This is a genomic window from Acinetobacter sp. WCHA29, from assembly GCF_002165335.1.
Taxonomy (GTDB): domain Bacteria; phylum Pseudomonadota; class Gammaproteobacteria; order Pseudomonadales; family Moraxellaceae; genus Acinetobacter.
In genome coordinates, this window is sequence record NZ_NHRQ01000001.1 from 1 (window position 1) to 15,902 (window position 15,902).

A 15,902-nucleotide genomic window follows, 5' to 3' on the forward strand; every position below is an offset into this window, starting at 1 on the left:
ACCTAACTAATCTAGCCAAATCCTTGTTTCTCAACAAGTTTTTATCTGCATCACCGCCGATGGATGTGCATTCTACAGCATTTCAGGGAAGGTGCAAGGGATTTATTCAAATTTATTTCACTTATCGCATCAACCGATTATTTTTTACACAAATAAGGCTGAAAATGTGCGATTTGGTCGATTATTTGCTCAGTTTTATTTTTTTCTTGCCAGTGTAAAGGTCTGCAATCGATATATTCACAGTATCCCGTGCCCTCATAACTCCGATTGTCCCATAAGAGTTGATAGTGAAAGCTGCCCACATAACCTGCTGCCAAACCAAATTTATAATCACCTCGACTTTGTGCTGTTAGTTGAAAGACAACAACGTCCTTTTCTGAATATTGCCAACTAAATTCTCGTGGTAAATACATATCTCGTCCATTTGGTGTTTGTACTTTTGGATAAACACGGCTGACATCAAAAATGACTTGATCATCATAAAGTCGAGATTGCTGTTCATTCGACTGAATTTCAATCCGAGAAAAAATAATACTATTCCACTGGTTTCTGAGTTCGGACAAAATAATTTGCAAATCTGCATTAATCTGAATGATTTGATAGGTAAAAAAATGAAAAGCTATAAAAGGCAAATGAATGGCTCTAGCATGTTTTAAAATACCCTGTGCTTCAATTTGATACTTTTGTTTTTTATAGGTGATTTCCCCTTCACATTGGCAACGCACATACCAATAATCGCCAACTCCCCATTGTAAAGCTGAATGATTTTCTATTTCAGAGTCAATATTCACTTGGAGTTGACAACCGAGCTCATCATCATCACGCTTAAAATAATAATTTGGGAAATCAACTTGGATTTGATCTACATCTAAAAACTGATAACGGTCTTGCTCCAATTGACACTGCTCTTTGGCACTATAACTTTTGAGATGTCCAACAGTTGAGGCACTACTACTGACCAAAACGGTCGCAGTATCAATTGCCGTCGTAGTAATAGCACTGGCGTTATAACAAATCGGAATGCGAGGTTGACCGATTAGACTAATAAAATTTAAGTAATAAAAGGGCTCAGGTAAATTCGGCAGAATTAAAGCTTGATAAACAATTTTAAATAAGCCTTTTGGCGGATAGAATGTTAAAGCTTCTGACTTATTGAGGTTCAGCCGCTTTAATTGATTGTTATTCATCAATATTGGCATACTGAACCTCTCTTTTCTAAGTTATTATTTTTGCTTCATTCTTTTTTGCAAATAAAGTCGTTACAAAGCCTGAAAGTACATAAAGAATACATACAATCAAGATCCCTACTGGAATGTTGTACGTGATTGCCGCAAAAATCAAGACCACAGGCAACATCACAACAAAAGGTACACGTTTACGATCCATTTGTTTAAATGAATAGTATTTGATATTTGAAATCATCAACAAGCCAACACTGACCATGACAACACAGTTCACAACCTGAACCACGATGTCCTTTAAGTCAAATAGTAAGGGAAAATCCCGTCCCACCCAGACCATTGAGATCACCGTCACTGCTGCAAGTGGGCTAGCAATTCCAATAAAGTAACGCTTATCCACCACACCAATTTGCACATTAAAACGTGCTAAACGAAATGCAGCACACGCGGTATAAATAAAACAACAAGCTAAACCGATACGTCCAAGGTCATGTAAACTCCAGCTATACATCAGAATCGCTGGTGCAACACCAAAAGCTAATAAGTCAGAAAGTGAATCATACTGCTCACCAAATGCACTTTGCGCACCGATTGCGCGTGCAACTCGACCATCTAATCCATCAAGCAATGCAGCTAAAAAGATTGCGTAAATCGCCTGATTAAAGTTGCCATTCATACTCGCAATAATGGAGTAAAAACCAGAAAGCAACGCTGCCGTGGTAATAAGATTAGGCCATAAATAAATACCACGGCGTTTTACTTTTTGCCCTTCATGCGTTTGTTCTTCTTCTTCTACTTCAAAGGTGATGCCATCAAAAGAATGGTCTTCTTCATTTAAATCAGCATCAGGTTTAAGAGAATTTGTCATTATTTTCAATTCCTCGAGAATATTTTGACTTCTTTAGTGGCGAGATGGGTTATTCACCCACCAACCAACGCACAGCGGCATGACCACCATTTTCACTCATACGTAAATGCGGGAATAGCCATTGTAAGGCTTGGTCTGCATCTTCAGAGAATTTCCAAGGGGGGTTAATCACGAGTAAACCGCATCCATTCAAGCCAACTGGCGTGTCATCAGGCCAAACACAAATTTCACAAATTAATTGGCGACGAATTCCTGTTTTGAACATTTTCTTTTCAAAACGTTCAATCATGGCGCGATCTTTGATTGGATACCAAACTGCAAACACACCTGTTGGCCATTTTTTATGTGCGGCTTGGAGAATTTCAACCAATTGTGGGAAGTCTTTACGCTCAATTTCGTAAGGTGGGTCAATCATGACCAATCCGCGTTTTTCTTTAGGTGGAATGACACCCATCAGACCTTCATAAAAATCACGCTCATGTAAGCCCGCACGTTTATCGCGGATATTAAAATACAATTGTTGAAACACATCACGCTGCAATTCAAATATAGTTGCTTTATCAATATCACGCATGCCTTCAAGCGCAAACCAAGGTGAACCTGGATAAGCGCCTTTACCTGAACCTGCACGCATATCTTCAACAATTTTAAGATATTGTTTTATGCCTTCAGGTGCATTACGTTTAATCGAATCATCAAGCTTGACCAATCGATGGATACCCGTTAAAAACTCACCTGATTTTTGTGCTTCAGACGTAGATAAATCATATTTACCTGCACCACCATGGGTATCGATATATCGATAAGGTTTATCTTTAGCATTTAAACGAGCGAGCAGTTGAAGCAAAAGTACATGCTTCATAACATCGGCAAAGTTACCCGCATGGAAATGGTGACGGTAATTCATGTTGACAATTATTCCTCAATTCAAAAGATAGTTTAACATGAAAGAAAAAAGTATTCTTTAGCGTTGATGTGATCATCTAAAATTGCACTGTAATCAACTTACTAATGAACTGGAGTTCTATGCAACAAACCTCTTTCACAAGTTCATGGAACTTAAATCAAATTTTAGATGATTTAAATGAATTTGGTTTTGCTCTAATTGATGATGTCTACTCGGCTGAATATGTGGAATCACTAGTACAAGAATGCAGCACCCATCTTGCTGAATTCAGAGCAGCAGGAGTACAAAACGGCGTTGTCAGTCATATCCGTAGTGACCATATTCTATGGATTGATGGTCAGTTACCGATTGCCCAACAGCATATCCAAGCTTTAGAAGAGTTCTCACAAGCGTTAAATCAGGCGTTTTATCTTGGGATTAAAGAAGTAGAAGCACATTTTGCCTGCTATAACGCAGGTGAATTTTATGCTTTACATCGTGATAATCCGCAACAGAAAAATGACCGCATGATTTCAACCGTTTTTTATCTACATAAAGATTGGCAGGAAGATTGGGGTGGTCAATTACGTTTGCAGGATAAAAATGGTCAATGGCATATTATCCAGCCCTCGCCTAATCGTCTGGCGATTTTCCAGAGCGATTTATTACATGAGGTTCTACGCTCAAAACACCAGCGCTTGTCGATTACTGCATGGTTACGCAGTGGAGGCTCAATCTGGAATCAGGGCTAAGCCCTTTAAATTCAAGAAAACAGCCTTATATAGCTAAGCATAACTGATGATTATGGATCAATACATGTCGAATGAGACGAAACAAGTCATTGCACGAATTGGTGAAACTGACCAGCTCTTTTTAGAGAACAATAGTCCTGAACTTGCTTTAGAGCGTGCTGATCTGCGTTTACAGCTAGTCGTACTCAGCCATGTACGTCAGGAACAATTACACTTCTTACAGGAAGCAATCGTACTGCTTGAACAAGCACGTATTGAATATGATGAAATGCCATTAAGTTTGTATTTGAATTTGTCTTTATGTTTAGCCAAAGCGTATATGATTTACTTTGAGATAACCAAAGAGCAGCGTTTTGCTTTAATTACACAGCAAATTCTTAAACCTTTGGCATATACAGAACACTTAGAGATTTATTTCTTCTTGGCTTACGCTTCAGCTGCGAAGCAAGAACCAGCATTAACACGGCATTGGCTAACGAAATACGTATCTTGCTTAGAACATGATTTAGAGTTATTGCAGCTTCATCCTGCTTTTGGTGAAGTCCGCAAAGAAGAATGGTTTAGCACCCTATTACGCAATAAAGCTCACTGATGTGAGCTTTATTTTTACTGAATCATTATTTGGTACTGTCTACATGCAACTGTTGATTCAGTTCATCAATCACAATGGCCCATTCATCATCTTTGTGCCAATGACTTTTTAGAAAATCTCGCTGACCTACGCTCCAAAACTCAGCTTCATGTAATTTCTGGTCAGCACTGAGCTGATGGGTTTTTATAAAACTTTCAATTGAGGCATCATCTGCCTCCAGTCCAAGCTGCTCAAATAAAAGCTCAAGTGTTGGTTGTTGTTCAAACATTGTTATTCTCCCAAACAAGTTACTTCATAGAAATAATTTAACAGTAATACTGCTAACATACAGAAAGATGCCTATATTTTATTGTTGTTTTTTGTGTGTAGTTAGCATGAAAAAAGCACCTTATGAAAGGTGCTTTTTCAATCTATCAAACTGATAAATTAGTTCAACATGTCTGCAATTGCAGCACGTTCTTCTTCAAGTTCATTTAACGTGAAGTTGATACGCTCACGGCTGAACTCGTCGATTTCTAAACCTTGAACGATTTTGTATTCACCGTTTTCAGTTGTTACAGGGAAACCAAACATAACGCCTTCTGGAATACCATAAGAACCGTCAGAAGGAATACCCATAGTTACCCATTGACCATTTGTACCTAATGCCCAATCACGCATATGATCGATTGCAGCATTCGCAGCTGAAGCAGCTGAAGACAAACCACGCGCTTCGATAATCGCAGCACCACGTTTACCAACTGTAGGAAGGAATACATCTTTGTTCCAAGCAGCATCGTTGATTTTGTCTTTTAAGCTTTCGCCATTTGCTTTAGCAAAACGGTAGTCAGCATACATTGTTGGAGAGTGGTTACCCCAAACTGTCATATTTTCGATGTCAGAAACTGCAACACCCGCTTTTTGAGCAAGTTGAGTTAACGCACGGTTGTGGTCAAGACGTAACATTGCTGTAAAGTTTTTCGCTGGAAGATCTGGAGCAGATTTCATTGCGATGTATGCATTGGTATTTGCAGGGTTACCTACAACCAATACTTTAACGTCACGGCTAGCAACTTCGTTAAGTGCTTGACCTTGACCAATAAAGATTTCGCCATTTACTTTTAATAAGTCAGCACGTTCCATACCTGGACCACGTGGACGTGAACCAACTAATAAAGCATAGTCAGCATCTTTAAATGCAACTTTAGGATCATCAGTCCCGATCATGCCTGCCAATAAAGGGAAAGCACAGTCATCAAGTTCCATCATTACGCCTTTAAGCGCTTGTTGAGCTTTCTCAAAAGGAACTTCAAGCAATTGTAAAATTACAGGTTGATCTTTACCTAACATTTCACCGCTTGCGATACGGAATAATAAGCTATAACCAATTTGACCTGCAGCGCCTGTAACGGCAACACGAACGGGTTGCTTCATGTGATATTCTCCAATGAGATGCGTTTGCACAATTGAACGCTAAAGTGGTTCAATCGAATTATCATAAACGGCAAATATTGTACTCTAAAGCAAACACAGATGCATTTAAAAGAGAATGGATTTCAACAAAAGTCTGATAGAAAATACAAATTAAGTGAAGAAAAAGCTTAATAACTGCCTTTAATTGTAAATTCATTTGGACATCCCGTCACAATATGACTTGCACATTGTTTGTATTGCCCATTTTTTTGATAACACACCCGAATCTCAGTCAACATGGAATCAAATTTTGAAGACTGACAGGTAAAGCGAATTCCTGTAGGAGGTAATGACGGGTTTAATTTCATAAATTGTTGTCGAAGGTTTTCTTTTTGCACTTCAATGGTATTCGGACTCGTTAAATCAGCAGGTACTTTTAAGCGCTCAGCAAAATTAATAATCGTTCTAAAATATTGACTGGCATTCATCGATGTACACCCCCCCACTTCCTGCCATAACTGCACACGTGCATTTTCATCGGGCATTACACGCGCCACGACTTTAGCTTGTAAGGGAGATAATTTCGCAGAGGTTTTAGTGGAACAATCCCGATTTAAAGGAACTTCTGGCAATAAGCTTGCGATAGTAAGAGAATAACCTTCTAAACATTTACGCTGTTTTTGTCTTGATGAATCAAAGGAACAAGCTGCAGGAGTCATTTGAACATGCATCACATAACCCGAAATATCAGGGTTCTCTGCAGCATGTAACGGCGCAGCAAGTGACATGACCAAATAACAGATCAAGATCTGCAATGATCGAACTAACCGTCCCTTGAATAAATTCATAAATTTCATCAAATATAAAAACTTCATTGTTTCAAATTAAATGTCTTTGTTTCCCTAAGGTTCATTGCGCACAGGTATTGTTCCCATCCTTTTTTCTAAGGATTGCGCGCCTAGCCCTAACACAACACCATAATGCGTCGCATTGGTCATCACATGTTTGACGTAATCACGTGTTTCCAACAATGGAATCGTTTCTGTGTATTGATCAGCCGCCATGGTTTGAAAATCTGGCTGCCATCGTTTTGCACGATTTGGGCCAGCATTGTAACCTGCTGTTGCTAATACAGCATTGCCACTCAGTTGGCTTTGAATCATTGACAGATAGTATGTCCCATAACGAATATTGATATTCATTTCACTTAGAGCCGCTGGGTTATAAGTTTCACCCATTTGGCGTGCAACTAACTTTGCAGTATTCGGCATAATTTGCATTAAACCACCTGCACCCACATGTGAACGTGCGGATGTAACAAACCGACTTTCTTGGCGCATTAAACCATATGCCCAAGCTGGATCAATACCAGCATTGTAACTGTGACTCGTGACATTACTACGGTGTGGTGTTGTATAGCGATAAGTATCATTATGGCGCGAGGTTGTACGATCTGCGGCATAGATTGCTCGGTCATACCAACCAATATCATGCGCTTGCTTAGCGGCAGCTAAAAGTAAACCATCATCATGCTGCAAATACGCTTGGCGGACTGCCCAATTCCATTCGCGATTAATGTAATTTGCTGGTGCATCAATATTTTTTAACGCGAATGCACGTTTAAAGTGGATATTTTGGTTTAAACGTTGAATATCTTGTGAACTTGGTTGCTCGTTATAAGGCTGATGATTATAACGTTCGCCTAAACGATCTTTAGCTAGCAAATTATGGTAGTCATCCCCAGCTTGTGCCAGCTTACGATAAAGCTGTTGAGCAGCTTGCTTTGAAGCAGCATCTGAGCGCTGTTCAGAAGCACGCGCAAGCCAGTACTGCCAACGATCTTCTTGTTTCTGCGTGATTGACATGGCATCAATTGCACGAATTAAACTTTCCCAAGCACCAAAACGAATTGCTTGACGTGCATAAATTTCTGCCTCTTCTGGACTAAATGGATAACCATAACTTTGATCATAGGCATTTAACACTTCTCGGTTAAAGCCATTCTTCATGACCGTCGTTCCACCCACATAACCTAGCGTACGATATAAATATTTTTGTACAGGTTGAGGCGTATCTTGTGCAACACGCTGAATATTTCCTAAAGCATTGGTGAAATTACTATCTGCGACACGTCCCAATGCAAAAATTAGATATGCATAATCAGCATCGCTGGCTTTAGGAGCATTCCATAAATATGCCAATGGATTAGATTGGATCTGATTCAATTGAGCCAAGGACAAATCCAAACCTATAGTTTGAGCGGTCGCAATCGCTAAACCAGATTGGCCCGCTCGCAGTTGTCCCCAAAGTCGTTGTTGACGATCTTGAGCAGTCATCAGAGGACTAGATAACATCAGTCGCCCTAAACCATTACACGATTCAGGCTGTGTACTTGTCGTTAACCAAATATCTTTATATTCAGCAAAAACTAGACTATCCCCCGTTTTGGCACGGACTTGTGCAACCGCACAACTCTCTTCTTGGTCAGGATTAGTGACATAGCTGAGTACAGGTTTTGCTTCATTAAAACTGGCTTGTTTTACTTTTTCTTCGACATAATCTGCTGCTAATTTTTCAGCCATCGCTGATTGAGGATAACGTTGCGCAAAAGCGATAATTGAAGAAGCAGGTTGTAGCCCTAGGTTGGTATTCAATTTCCAATACTCAGGGTAATAACCTAATACATCATTTTGCATTTCATATTGATATTGATCGAGCAATGCAACATTGCCAGAACTCGCAGCACGTAGAGCATCATTAAATTGTTCGTCTAGAGCATATACAGATGAGCAGATCACCACGCCGCCCATCGCAACAAGTCGACGGAAGCTTTTCTTGTTACTCAGTTTATTGATCATGATTGTTGTAAAATCATGTTGCTTATTCATCTTCATCAATACGTTTGCTCAATTTTGCCCGCCATTATAGTGTAATAAGTCTAAGTACCAACTATTGTTGTGTTATGTAACTTACTGATTCATATTCATTAAAATTCATCCAATTTTATTCATAAACTGTCCATTTTTGTCAGTTTTTTATTCTCTGCGTTCTTACAAAAATACTGCTATAATCCGCGGTTTGTTTAAATCCACCTTGTTTAGGAGCCTGCATGACGGTTCAAACATTCATTCCAAGTGCTGTAAAAGCTGCTTCAGAAAACACTGTTACCCAGCCAACGCACACCACTGATGTTTCAATTAAAAAATTATATATTGAAACGCAAGGGTGTCAGATGAATGAGTATGACAGTCATCGTATGGCAGACTTATTGGGTGATTCACATGGTTATGTGCTCACTGACAATCCAAATGATGCAGATATTCTGCTCATGAACACCTGCTCAATTCGCGAAAAAGCACAAGAAAAAGTGTTCAGTGGCTTAGGTCGTTGGCGTAAACTCAAAGAACAGAATCCTGATCTGGTGATTGGTGTCGGTGGCTGCGTTGCATCTCAAGAAGGTGACAACATTCAAAAACGTGCACCATACGTCGATATGGTATTTGGTCCACAAACCTTGCATCGTTTGCCACAAATGTTGGATCAGCATCAAGCTCAAGTTGAAAAGCCAAAGAAAGAAAAAATCAAGCTGGTTGATATTTCTTTCCCAGATATTGAAAAGTTCGACTTTTTACCTGAGCCACGTGTGGAAGGCTTTAAAGCATTCGTTTCAATCATGGAAGGTTGCTCTAAATACTGTTCATTCTGTGTGGTACCTTATACTCGTGGTGAAGAGGTTTCTCGTCCACTCGATGATGTATTGGCTGAAATCGCGGGCTTAGCTGAAAAAGGCGTGCGTGAGATCAGCTTGCTTGGTCAAAACGTGAATGGCTATCGTGGTGAAACCTTTGAAGGTGAAATTTGCACTTTCCCTGAACTGCTGCGTTTAGTTGCAGAAATTCCAGGTATTGGACGTTTACGCTATACGACTTCTCATCCGCTTGAGTTTTCTGATGATTTAATTCAATGCTATCGTGATTTACCACAAATGGTTTCACATTTACATCTGCCAGTACAAAGTGGTTCCAACGATGTGTTGCAAGCCATGAAACGTAACCACACCATTGATGTCTACATTGATAAAATTGCCAAATTACGTAAAGTTCGCCCAGATATGCATTTATCTAGCGACTTCATTATTGGTTTCCCGGGTGAAACAGATGAACACTTTGCGGAAACATTACAGTTTATTAAAGATTTAGATTTTGATCATTCATATAGTTTTGTCTATTCAAAACGCCCTGGTACGCCTGCATCTGACCTGCCAGATGATACCCCAGAACAGGTGAAAAAAGACCGTTTGGCTCAAGTTCAGCAAGTGATCAAACAATCAAGTATTGATAAAACTGATGCTATGCTGGGTAAAATTGAACGTGTCTTGATTGAAAAAGTATCGGATAAAGATCCAAATGTATTGGTTGGCACAGCAGACAATACTCGTTTGGTTACATTTATCGGTGATGCGACATGGGTTGGACGTTTCGCAGAGATTGAGATCACTGAAATTAAAACTTTAAATTTAGTTTATGGTGAACTCTTGAATCTTGAACCTGACGTGGCGTAATGTAAGGGTATTCCTACACGTGAGCTAAAAGGGTTTCTCTTGACTTCAGCGATTAAACGTACTGTAACGTTCCCTGAAATTTCCATGGAACATTTAAAACGAATGCTCGGTGCATACAACGGGCATTTAAAGCAAATCGAACAACGTTTAGATGTCAAAATTACTCACCGAGGCGATGCCTTTTATCTAGACGGTGATATAGAAACAGTTGAAAGAGCCGAAGCACTATTGCAACGGCTTTATCAAGAATCAGAAATTTCCCCACAAATTAGTGCCGATGTCCTGCATTTGATGATTCAAGGTTCACAGACAGATCGTGATTTCATGGATGATTCCGAACAAGAACATACAGGCTTAGATAGCGTTTGGTTACAGACCCGCAAAGGGCGAATCAATCCTCGTGGTGCCAATCAAAAGCGTTATGTACAACGTATTTTACAAAGCGATATTTCCTTCGGGATTGGCCCTGCAGGGACTGGTAAAACTTATCTAGCAGTTGCTGCTGCAGTGGATATGTTAGAGCGTAATGAAATCCAACGAATCTTACTGGTTCGTCCTGCGGTTGAAGCTGGCGAGAAACTCGGTTTTCTACCGGGTGACTTGACCCAAAAAATCGATCCCTATTTACGTCCACTTTACGATGCTCTCTATGAAATGCTGGGCTTTGAAAAAGTGGCCAAACTGATTGAACGCCAAGTGATTGAAGTTGCTCCGCTTGCCTACATGCGTGGACGTACGCTGAACCACTCATTCGTCATTTTAGATGAAGCACAAAACACCACCCCTGAACAGATGAAGATGTTTTTGACTCGTTTAGGGTTTGGTTCGCGTGCTGTGATTACAGGTGACGTGACACAGGTTGACTTACCTCGTGGGCAACAATCGGGCTTAGCACAAGCATTACGTGTACTGGAAAATGTCCATGAGATTCATATCACGCGTTTCCATTCTCGTGATGTGGTACGACACCAATTGGTACAAAAAATTGTTGAGGCTTACGAAGGTTGGGACAGTGAACAGCAACGCCTGTCTGCTGAAGCCCGTGCCGAACGCAAAGCCAAACAAGAAGCATTGATTGCAGAAAATGATTCTGCGGCAGATGCGCAACACATTTAAAAATCCCCCTCCCCCCTTTTATTGCAATACTTTAATCGCATATCAGGGGGACGATTTTAAGGATCTATTTTGAAAATCAATTTAAGTCTTCAACAAGACTTTCAAGCGAATGAATTACCACTAAAACGTGGTCAAATTAAAAAGCAGATTGAAACCACACTCCGTCATGTCGGTTTCGACGTAGACTGCGAAATCGGAATTGCCTGCGTGGACCTCGCAGAAAGCCACGAGTTGAATCTACAATACCGCGAGAAAGACAAACCCACCAATGTACTGTCCTTTCCAAGTGATATTCCAGAGGAAATGCTGAGTTTACTGAATGCTGAACCTTTGGGTGACTTGGTGATTTGTATCCCTGTGGTTTTACAAGAAGCAGCAGAACAGCAAAAAACACCAACTGATCATTTCACGCATTTATTGGTTCATGGCGTTTTACATTTACTTGGCTACGATCACGAAACCAGTGAAGCTGAAGCAGAAGAAATGGAAGCTTTAGAAATTGAGATTTTAAAAAAACTAGGGATTGCCAACCCTTATCAAGCCGATGAAAGCTAATTTAAGACACTATGTATATCGTTATTTTTAAAGCTACGATCAAACAACTTGATGCAACTTAATTTGAAATGGCACAGAAGCTAAGAAATAAAGCCTTGAGTCAATTTAACTGTGTCAAATTTGAAGCGTGTAATGAAAATGGTTTTGAAATTGCGTTGTCTTACTGGCATGGCCTTGAAGATATCAAGCAGTGGCAACGCGCTGCAGAACATTTAGTTGCTCAGCGTTTGGGTAAAGAAAAATGGTATCGGGATTTTAGTGTTGAAATCTGCACAGTTGAACGTGCTCATTCAAATCAAAATAGCTTGTGAATAGATGTAAACTTATCCACATCTTCAATAAAAAACGGCTGAATTCAGCCGCTTTTTTATTATCTATTTTTAAAATTGATAACGTAAGGTTAATGTTGCGTTACGTGGTGCGCCTTGAGTAATAGTACACCTTTTTAATGTACTTCAAATTCCGCATCGACAGGATCAAAGCGCCATGTTCGAATAATTCGTAATTCAGAAATGTCCTTTTTCATATCATTATCAAAGGGTCCAAAAGGTGCTCCACGGCGCACCGAAGCTTTTGCCGCATCATCCAGAATCGCATGTCCTGAGCCTTCAATGAGACGAATAGCACGGATACCCCCCTGTGCATTCAGGATCACCATTAAACGTACTTCACCCGATAAATGTTGTTGTTTCGCTTCATCTGGATAATAACGATTACCGTATAGTTCAACTTTCTGACGAAATTTATCAAGATAAGCTGCTGACGCATCTTGTTTTGCCTGAATCCCATCTACTGTTTTAATACGTTGTTTACGACTAAAATTTTGCTGACGTTGTAAATATTGTGCTTCCAAACTCGCAACCATCGCGGCTTTGGCTTGAAATTGACTCTGTAACTCATCTAAGGTTTTTTTACGTTCAGTTTGCTCTACTTGCTTCTGCCAGCTTAAAACCGTCATGAGCACTTTTTCTTCAAATTTTAATTCTCGTTTTTGCTGGACTTTCTCTAAACTTTCGAGCTCAGACTCTCCTGTTGTCGCATCTGCTTCCATCGAAGCTGGCATATCACTCGACATGCGATGTGCTTCACGAAAGTCACCTGAACCTTTTTGATCAGCTTGCGCCAAGAAATCGGCATCTTTGACTTTTTCTTGACTTGTACGAACCGTAACTGCGATTTCTTTGGTTGATGTATCTGTAGGTGATGGCATTGCGAACTGAATGGCAAGCACAGCACCATGTAGAAGCATCGCTAACGCAACTGCCCCGATAAAAATTGGATCTTGCCACCAGTAAGGGGACAGTACTGAACGAAAATTTCTTTTATTCCACATGGCATTCAAGCGACAAAATATGTCTCATCCCCAACAGCAATCACCGTATAAAACCAAACTAATATTCAAAATATTAAAAAAATGTGATCCACTTATAGTCACAGTGTTTCCGTACCATCATTTTATGAAAATGTAGCAATTAATTTTGCTACACTGCAAGTCAGAAATTTATTTTTATTTTTTAGCTAATACAAAGATCGTGGTATTGCATTCAGATTTGTTGATGATTGAGTTCGGTTAGAAACATCAAAAAATCTATAATCAATTCACTTTCTGGAACAACTTTTATGCAAACGCTAATTTCATCCGTTGTTAAACGTCTACGTAAAGTTTACCAAAAAGCAGAAGAATTCATTGAAGAAGAAAGAGAATTTGCACTTTCACAGGTATTTGTGAATGCGACAATGGAGCGTTATGTCACAGAAAAAGTTGGAATTATTCAAGATCTACACGCTGATCTATATGATGGATGGCTACGTTTATATTCCACGATTGATGTTAAAGGGCTACATACCACCTTATCCGTTGATTTAAAACTTATTCAAATGGAAATGAATAAAGATGTTCAACTGATGGTGTTCGAACAAATTAGTAATACACAAATGATTGAAGCATCATTTAAGAATATTTTCCAAAAATGGGGATTTTATATTGCGATTTGGTATTACCAAAAATTTCGTGATGAAGATCCTCTAGGAAAAATCTTAGAGCATTTTGAAGTTGTTTCAGTCAAAGATGAATTGCTTTATTTAGATTTAAATCGCTGGTTTAAAAAGAAACCGAGTATTATTGAAACGCTGAGCAAAGTTCATGTAAACCGCGCCAGAGTCCGTCCAGCTGAACTGATTGTTTGGGGGAACGTCAATTTGGCTGCCATTTTGTATCCGCCAAATGAAGATGACTTTGATGAAGAGGGATTAGATGACACAGAAGTCACACCAATTCAGCAAAAAGACACTAGAAAATAATCGTATTGAATAGGGTGGTATGAATTTCAGATTTATGCCACTTACTCAAATACCATCATGATTTATACGAAAAATTAACAAGCATTGAGTAAAAAACCTGATTTTTTCTTCATAATCTACAGGCATAATAATCACAAATCTTAATGATAAATGAATGATTGCTCATTGATGATCATTCAAAGGATGTATAGCGTGATGACAAAGAAATTATTGAAAGTAGTGAGTATTACGTCGGCTGCCCTGTTCAGTGTCAGCATGTCTAGCCATGCTCTAGCAATGGCACCTTTCCAAGCAAGCTATCAATTTAGCTACAACAACAAAAACCTCGGTTCAGCGACACGTACACTTTCGCAACAAGGACATAATTGGACCTATCAGTTTAGCGCAAAAGCAGGCGGAATTGCCTCAGCCTCGGAAACGAGTCAATTTAGCTTTGTGGATAATAAAATTACTTCACAAAAGTTTAGCCGCAGCAGCAAAATCTTAATTCACAGTAATACGATGAGTATTAACTTTAATCCAAACACTAAAGTTGTGAATACGAAAAAAGATGACACCGCCCGCTCATTCCCATGGCAAGCAGGTGCGTTAGATGAACTGAATGCTGAATTGCAAATCCGTGAGGATTTAAAAAGTAATTCACTTAGAACCAAATATTTAATTGCTGATGCAAAAGCTTTAGATGAACGCCGTTTTGTTAAGCAAGGCACGGAGACCATCAAAACCAATTATGGGACGTTCAGCACCATTAAAGTCGTTATGCAACACGATAAACCAGAACGTAATACGGTATTTTGGTTAGCACCAAAACTTGATTACCTACCTGTCAAAATGGCACATAATGATGGGAAATCTTCTTATGGCTTATTATTAACAGGCTATTCAGGTAAAACCAACTAACCATATGGTCAATTTTAGCTTGCAATTTTTTAGATGCTTTTTAAAATATGCCTTTGCTTGAAAAAGCATCCGTTTAGAGGATTCTCCCGTGTACGCTTTAGAACAGAAAATCTTAAATGAAGGTATCGTTCTATCTGATCAGGTTTTGAAAGTTGATGCTTTCTTAAATCATCAAATTGACCCCGTGTTAATGCAACAGATTGGTAAAGAGTTTGCTGCTCGTTTTAAAGATGCAGGCATTACTAAAATTATTACGATCGAAGCTTCAGGAATTGCACCTGCAATCATGACTGGCTTGGAGCTGGGTGTTCCAGTAATTTTCGCGCGTAAATACCAATCTTTAACACTCAAAGATGATCTTTACCGTTCTAAAGTGTTCTCATTCACCAAACAAACTGAAAGCACTATCGCGATCTCTAACAAGCATCTTAACGCAACAGATAAAGCGCTTGTAATTGACGACTTCTTGGCAAATGGTCAAGCGGCATTAGGTTTAATCGATTTGATTCACCAAGCAAATGCTGAAGTTGTGGGTGTGGGTATCGTAATTGAAAAGTCATTCCAACCAGGTCGTGATGTGTTATTTGAAAAAGGCTATCGTGTTGAATCTTTAGCGCGTGTTGAGTCTTTGACTGATGGCAAAGTTAGCTTTATCACAGAATAAGCCTGACTGCTAACGAAAGGGCGCCTTAAGCGCTCTTTTTTATATTGGAAAATGAAAAAATACTACACATCGCAAGTGTCATGCCAAGCGCAATCAAGGTATCATGACAACAATTTTGCTGCCCCATATTCACT

The 15,902-nt window shown here is 39.4% G+C and carries 17 protein-coding genes; 9 read left to right on the forward strand and 8 right to left on the reverse strand.

All coding sequences use genetic code 11. The features are described from left to right. Positions 1 to 137: 137 nt before the first annotated feature. The 3 genes from CDG59_RS00005 to CDG59_RS00015 are packed head-to-tail and all read right to left on the reverse strand — an operon-like array spanning position 138 to position 2,956. Positions 138 to 1,199 carry a DUF6670 family protein gene (locus tag CDG59_RS00005; RefSeq protein ID WP_087542761.1) on the reverse strand — a complete coding sequence of 354 codons (1,062 nt, stop codon included), beginning with the start codon at positions 1,197 to 1,199 and terminating at the stop codon, positions 138 to 140. A 16-nt stretch (positions 1,200 to 1,215) separates the two neighbouring features. Further along, entirely contained in the window at positions 1,216 to 2,049 is an 834-nt protein-coding gene (gene pssA, locus CDG59_RS00010) for a CDP-diacylglycerol--serine O-phosphatidyltransferase (RefSeq protein WP_087542763.1), read from the reverse strand. 49 nt (positions 2,050 to 2,098) lie between these two features. After that, positions 2,099 to 2,956 (reverse strand): 23S rRNA (adenine(2030)-N(6))-methyltransferase RlmJ, encoded by an 858-nt coding sequence (locus CDG59_RS00015; protein WP_087542764.1) that lies wholly within the window; start codon positions 2,954 to 2,956, stop codon positions 2,099 to 2,101. A gap of 119 nt (positions 2,957 to 3,075) precedes the next feature. Between CDG59_RS00015 and CDG59_RS00020 the strand changes: the two genes are divergently transcribed. Together CDG59_RS00020 and CDG59_RS00025 are read left to right on the forward strand one after the other, a co-directional pair. Next, a complete protein-coding gene (locus CDG59_RS00020; RefSeq protein WP_087542766.1) occupies positions 3,076 to 3,687 on the forward strand; it encodes a 2OG-Fe(II) oxygenase in 612 nt (203 codons plus the stop codon). Between the two features lie 64 nt (positions 3,688 to 3,751). Next, positions 3,752 to 4,279: a hypothetical protein gene (locus CDG59_RS00025; RefSeq protein WP_087542767.1), complete on the forward strand. Its 528-nt coding sequence runs from the start codon at positions 3,752 to 3,754 to the stop codon at positions 4,277 to 4,279. A 25-nt stretch (positions 4,280 to 4,304) separates the two neighbouring features. On the opposite strand, the gene CDG59_RS00030 is transcribed toward CDG59_RS00025, so the two are convergent. The 4 genes from CDG59_RS00030 to CDG59_RS00045 form a co-directional block, all read right to left on the reverse strand. Then, positions 4,305 to 4,547: a DUF2789 family protein gene (locus tag CDG59_RS00030; protein ID WP_005162388.1), complete on the reverse strand. Its 243-nt coding sequence runs from the start codon at positions 4,545 to 4,547 to the stop codon at positions 4,305 to 4,307. A gap of 158 nt (positions 4,548 to 4,705) precedes the next feature. Beyond that, positions 4,706 to 5,692 carry a malate dehydrogenase gene (locus CDG59_RS00035; protein ID WP_005162390.1) on the reverse strand — a complete coding sequence of 329 codons (987 nt, stop codon included), beginning with the start codon at positions 5,690 to 5,692 and terminating at the stop codon, positions 4,706 to 4,708. A gap of 167 nt (positions 5,693 to 5,859) precedes the next feature. Beyond that, positions 5,860 to 6,546, reverse strand: coding sequence for a ribonuclease I (locus CDG59_RS00040; protein ID WP_413772658.1), 687 nt, complete (start codon positions 6,544 to 6,546; stop codon positions 5,860 to 5,862). 27 nt (positions 6,547 to 6,573) lie between these two features. Then, positions 6,574 to 8,481, reverse strand: a complete 1,908-nt coding sequence (locus tag CDG59_RS00045; protein WP_413772659.1) for a transglycosylase SLT domain-containing protein — start codon at positions 8,479 to 8,481, stop codon at positions 6,574 to 6,576. A 299-nt stretch (positions 8,482 to 8,780) separates the two neighbouring features. Between CDG59_RS00045 and miaB the strand changes: the two genes are divergently transcribed. The 4 genes from miaB (at position 8,781) to CDG59_RS00065 (ending at position 12,214) form a co-directional block, all read left to right on the forward strand. Next, a complete protein-coding gene (miaB, locus tag CDG59_RS00050; protein ID WP_005162399.1) occupies positions 8,781 to 10,232 on the forward strand; it encodes a tRNA (N6-isopentenyl adenosine(37)-C2)-methylthiotransferase MiaB in 1,452 nt (483 codons plus the stop codon). 39 nt (positions 10,233 to 10,271) lie between these two features. Then, the gene (locus tag CDG59_RS00055) at positions 10,272 to 11,348 is read left to right on the forward strand and encodes a PhoH family protein (RefSeq protein ID WP_087542771.1); all 1,077 of its coding nucleotides are present in this window, start codon (positions 10,272 to 10,274) and stop codon (positions 11,346 to 11,348) included. Positions 11,349 to 11,417: 69 nt separating this feature from the next. Beyond that, positions 11,418 to 11,903, forward strand: coding sequence for an rRNA maturation RNase YbeY (ybeY, locus tag CDG59_RS00060; RefSeq protein WP_087542772.1), 486 nt, complete (start codon positions 11,418 to 11,420; stop codon positions 11,901 to 11,903). 68 nt (positions 11,904 to 11,971) lie between these two features. Then, positions 11,972 to 12,214 carry an antibiotic biosynthesis monooxygenase family protein gene (locus CDG59_RS00065; protein ID WP_087542774.1) on the forward strand — a complete coding sequence of 81 codons (243 nt, stop codon included), beginning with the start codon at positions 11,972 to 11,974 and terminating at the stop codon, positions 12,212 to 12,214. A gap of 134 nt (positions 12,215 to 12,348) precedes the next feature. On the opposite strand, the gene CDG59_RS00070 is transcribed toward CDG59_RS00065, so the two are convergent. After that, positions 12,349 to 13,236: a TonB family protein gene (locus CDG59_RS00070; RefSeq protein ID WP_087542776.1), complete on the reverse strand. Its 888-nt coding sequence runs from the start codon at positions 13,234 to 13,236 to the stop codon at positions 12,349 to 12,351. Positions 13,237 to 13,523: 287 nt separating this feature from the next. Here CDG59_RS00070 and CDG59_RS00075 point away from each other — a divergent pair, with 287 nt between their 5' ends. From CDG59_RS00075 to CDG59_RS00085, 3 genes are all read left to right on the forward strand, one after another. Further along, the gene (locus CDG59_RS00075) at positions 13,524 to 14,204 is read left to right on the forward strand and encodes a hypothetical protein (RefSeq protein WP_087542778.1); all 681 of its coding nucleotides are present in this window, start codon (positions 13,524 to 13,526) and stop codon (positions 14,202 to 14,204) included. Between the two features lie 195 nt (positions 14,205 to 14,399). Then, complete coding sequence (locus CDG59_RS00080; protein ID WP_087542780.1) at positions 14,400 to 15,104, forward strand: DUF3108 domain-containing protein; 705 nt, start codon at positions 14,400 to 14,402, stop codon at positions 15,102 to 15,104. Between the two features lie 88 nt (positions 15,105 to 15,192). Further along, positions 15,193 to 15,768, forward strand: coding sequence for a xanthine phosphoribosyltransferase (locus CDG59_RS00085; RefSeq protein ID WP_087542782.1), 576 nt, complete (start codon positions 15,193 to 15,195; stop codon positions 15,766 to 15,768). The last annotated feature ends 134 nt before the right edge of the window (positions 15,769 to 15,902 follow it).

Bases quoted from the DNA above. Each gene is read 5' to 3' on its own strand.
- CDG59_RS00040 (WP_413772658.1), bottom strand. From the start codon at position 6,546: ATGAAGTTTTTATATTTGATGAAATTTATGAATTTATTCAAGGGACGG.
- CDG59_RS00070 (WP_087542776.1), bottom strand. From the start codon at position 13,236: ATGTGGAATAAAAGAAATTTTCGTTCAGTACTGTCCCCTTACTGGTGG.
- CDG59_RS00015 (WP_087542764.1), bottom strand. From the start codon at position 2,956: ATGAATTACCGTCACCATTTCCATGCGGGTAACTTTGCCGATGTTATG.
- CDG59_RS00025 (WP_087542767.1), top strand. From the start codon at position 3,752: ATGTCGAATGAGACGAAACAAGTCATTGCACGAATTGGTGAAACTGAC.
- CDG59_RS00035 (WP_005162390.1), bottom strand. From the start codon at position 5,692: ATGAAGCAACCCGTTCGTGTTGCCGTTACAGGCGCTGCAGGTCAAATT.
- CDG59_RS00080 (WP_087542780.1), top strand. From the start codon at position 14,400: ATGACAAAGAAATTATTGAAAGTAGTGAGTATTACGTCGGCTGCCCTG.
- CDG59_RS00005 (WP_087542761.1), bottom strand. From the start codon at position 1,199: ATGCCAATATTGATGAATAACAATCAATTAAAGCGGCTGAACCTCAAT.
- CDG59_RS00045 (WP_413772659.1), bottom strand. From the start codon at position 8,481: ATGGGCGGCGTGGTGATCTGCTCATCTGTATATGCTCTAGACGAACAA.
- pssA (WP_087542763.1), bottom strand. From the start codon at position 2,049: ATGACAAATTCTCTTAAACCTGATGCTGATTTAAATGAAGAAGACCAT.
- CDG59_RS00020 (WP_087542766.1), top strand. From the start codon at position 3,076: ATGCAACAAACCTCTTTCACAAGTTCATGGAACTTAAATCAAATTTTA.
- CDG59_RS00065 (WP_087542774.1), top strand. From the start codon at position 11,972: ATGGCACAGAAGCTAAGAAATAAAGCCTTGAGTCAATTTAACTGTGTC.
- miaB (WP_005162399.1), top strand. From the start codon at position 8,781: ATGACGGTTCAAACATTCATTCCAAGTGCTGTAAAAGCTGCTTCAGAA.
- CDG59_RS00030 (WP_005162388.1), bottom strand. From the start codon at position 4,547: ATGTTTGAACAACAACCAACACTTGAGCTTTTATTTGAGCAGCTTGGA.
- CDG59_RS00075 (WP_087542778.1), top strand. From the start codon at position 13,524: ATGCAAACGCTAATTTCATCCGTTGTTAAACGTCTACGTAAAGTTTAC.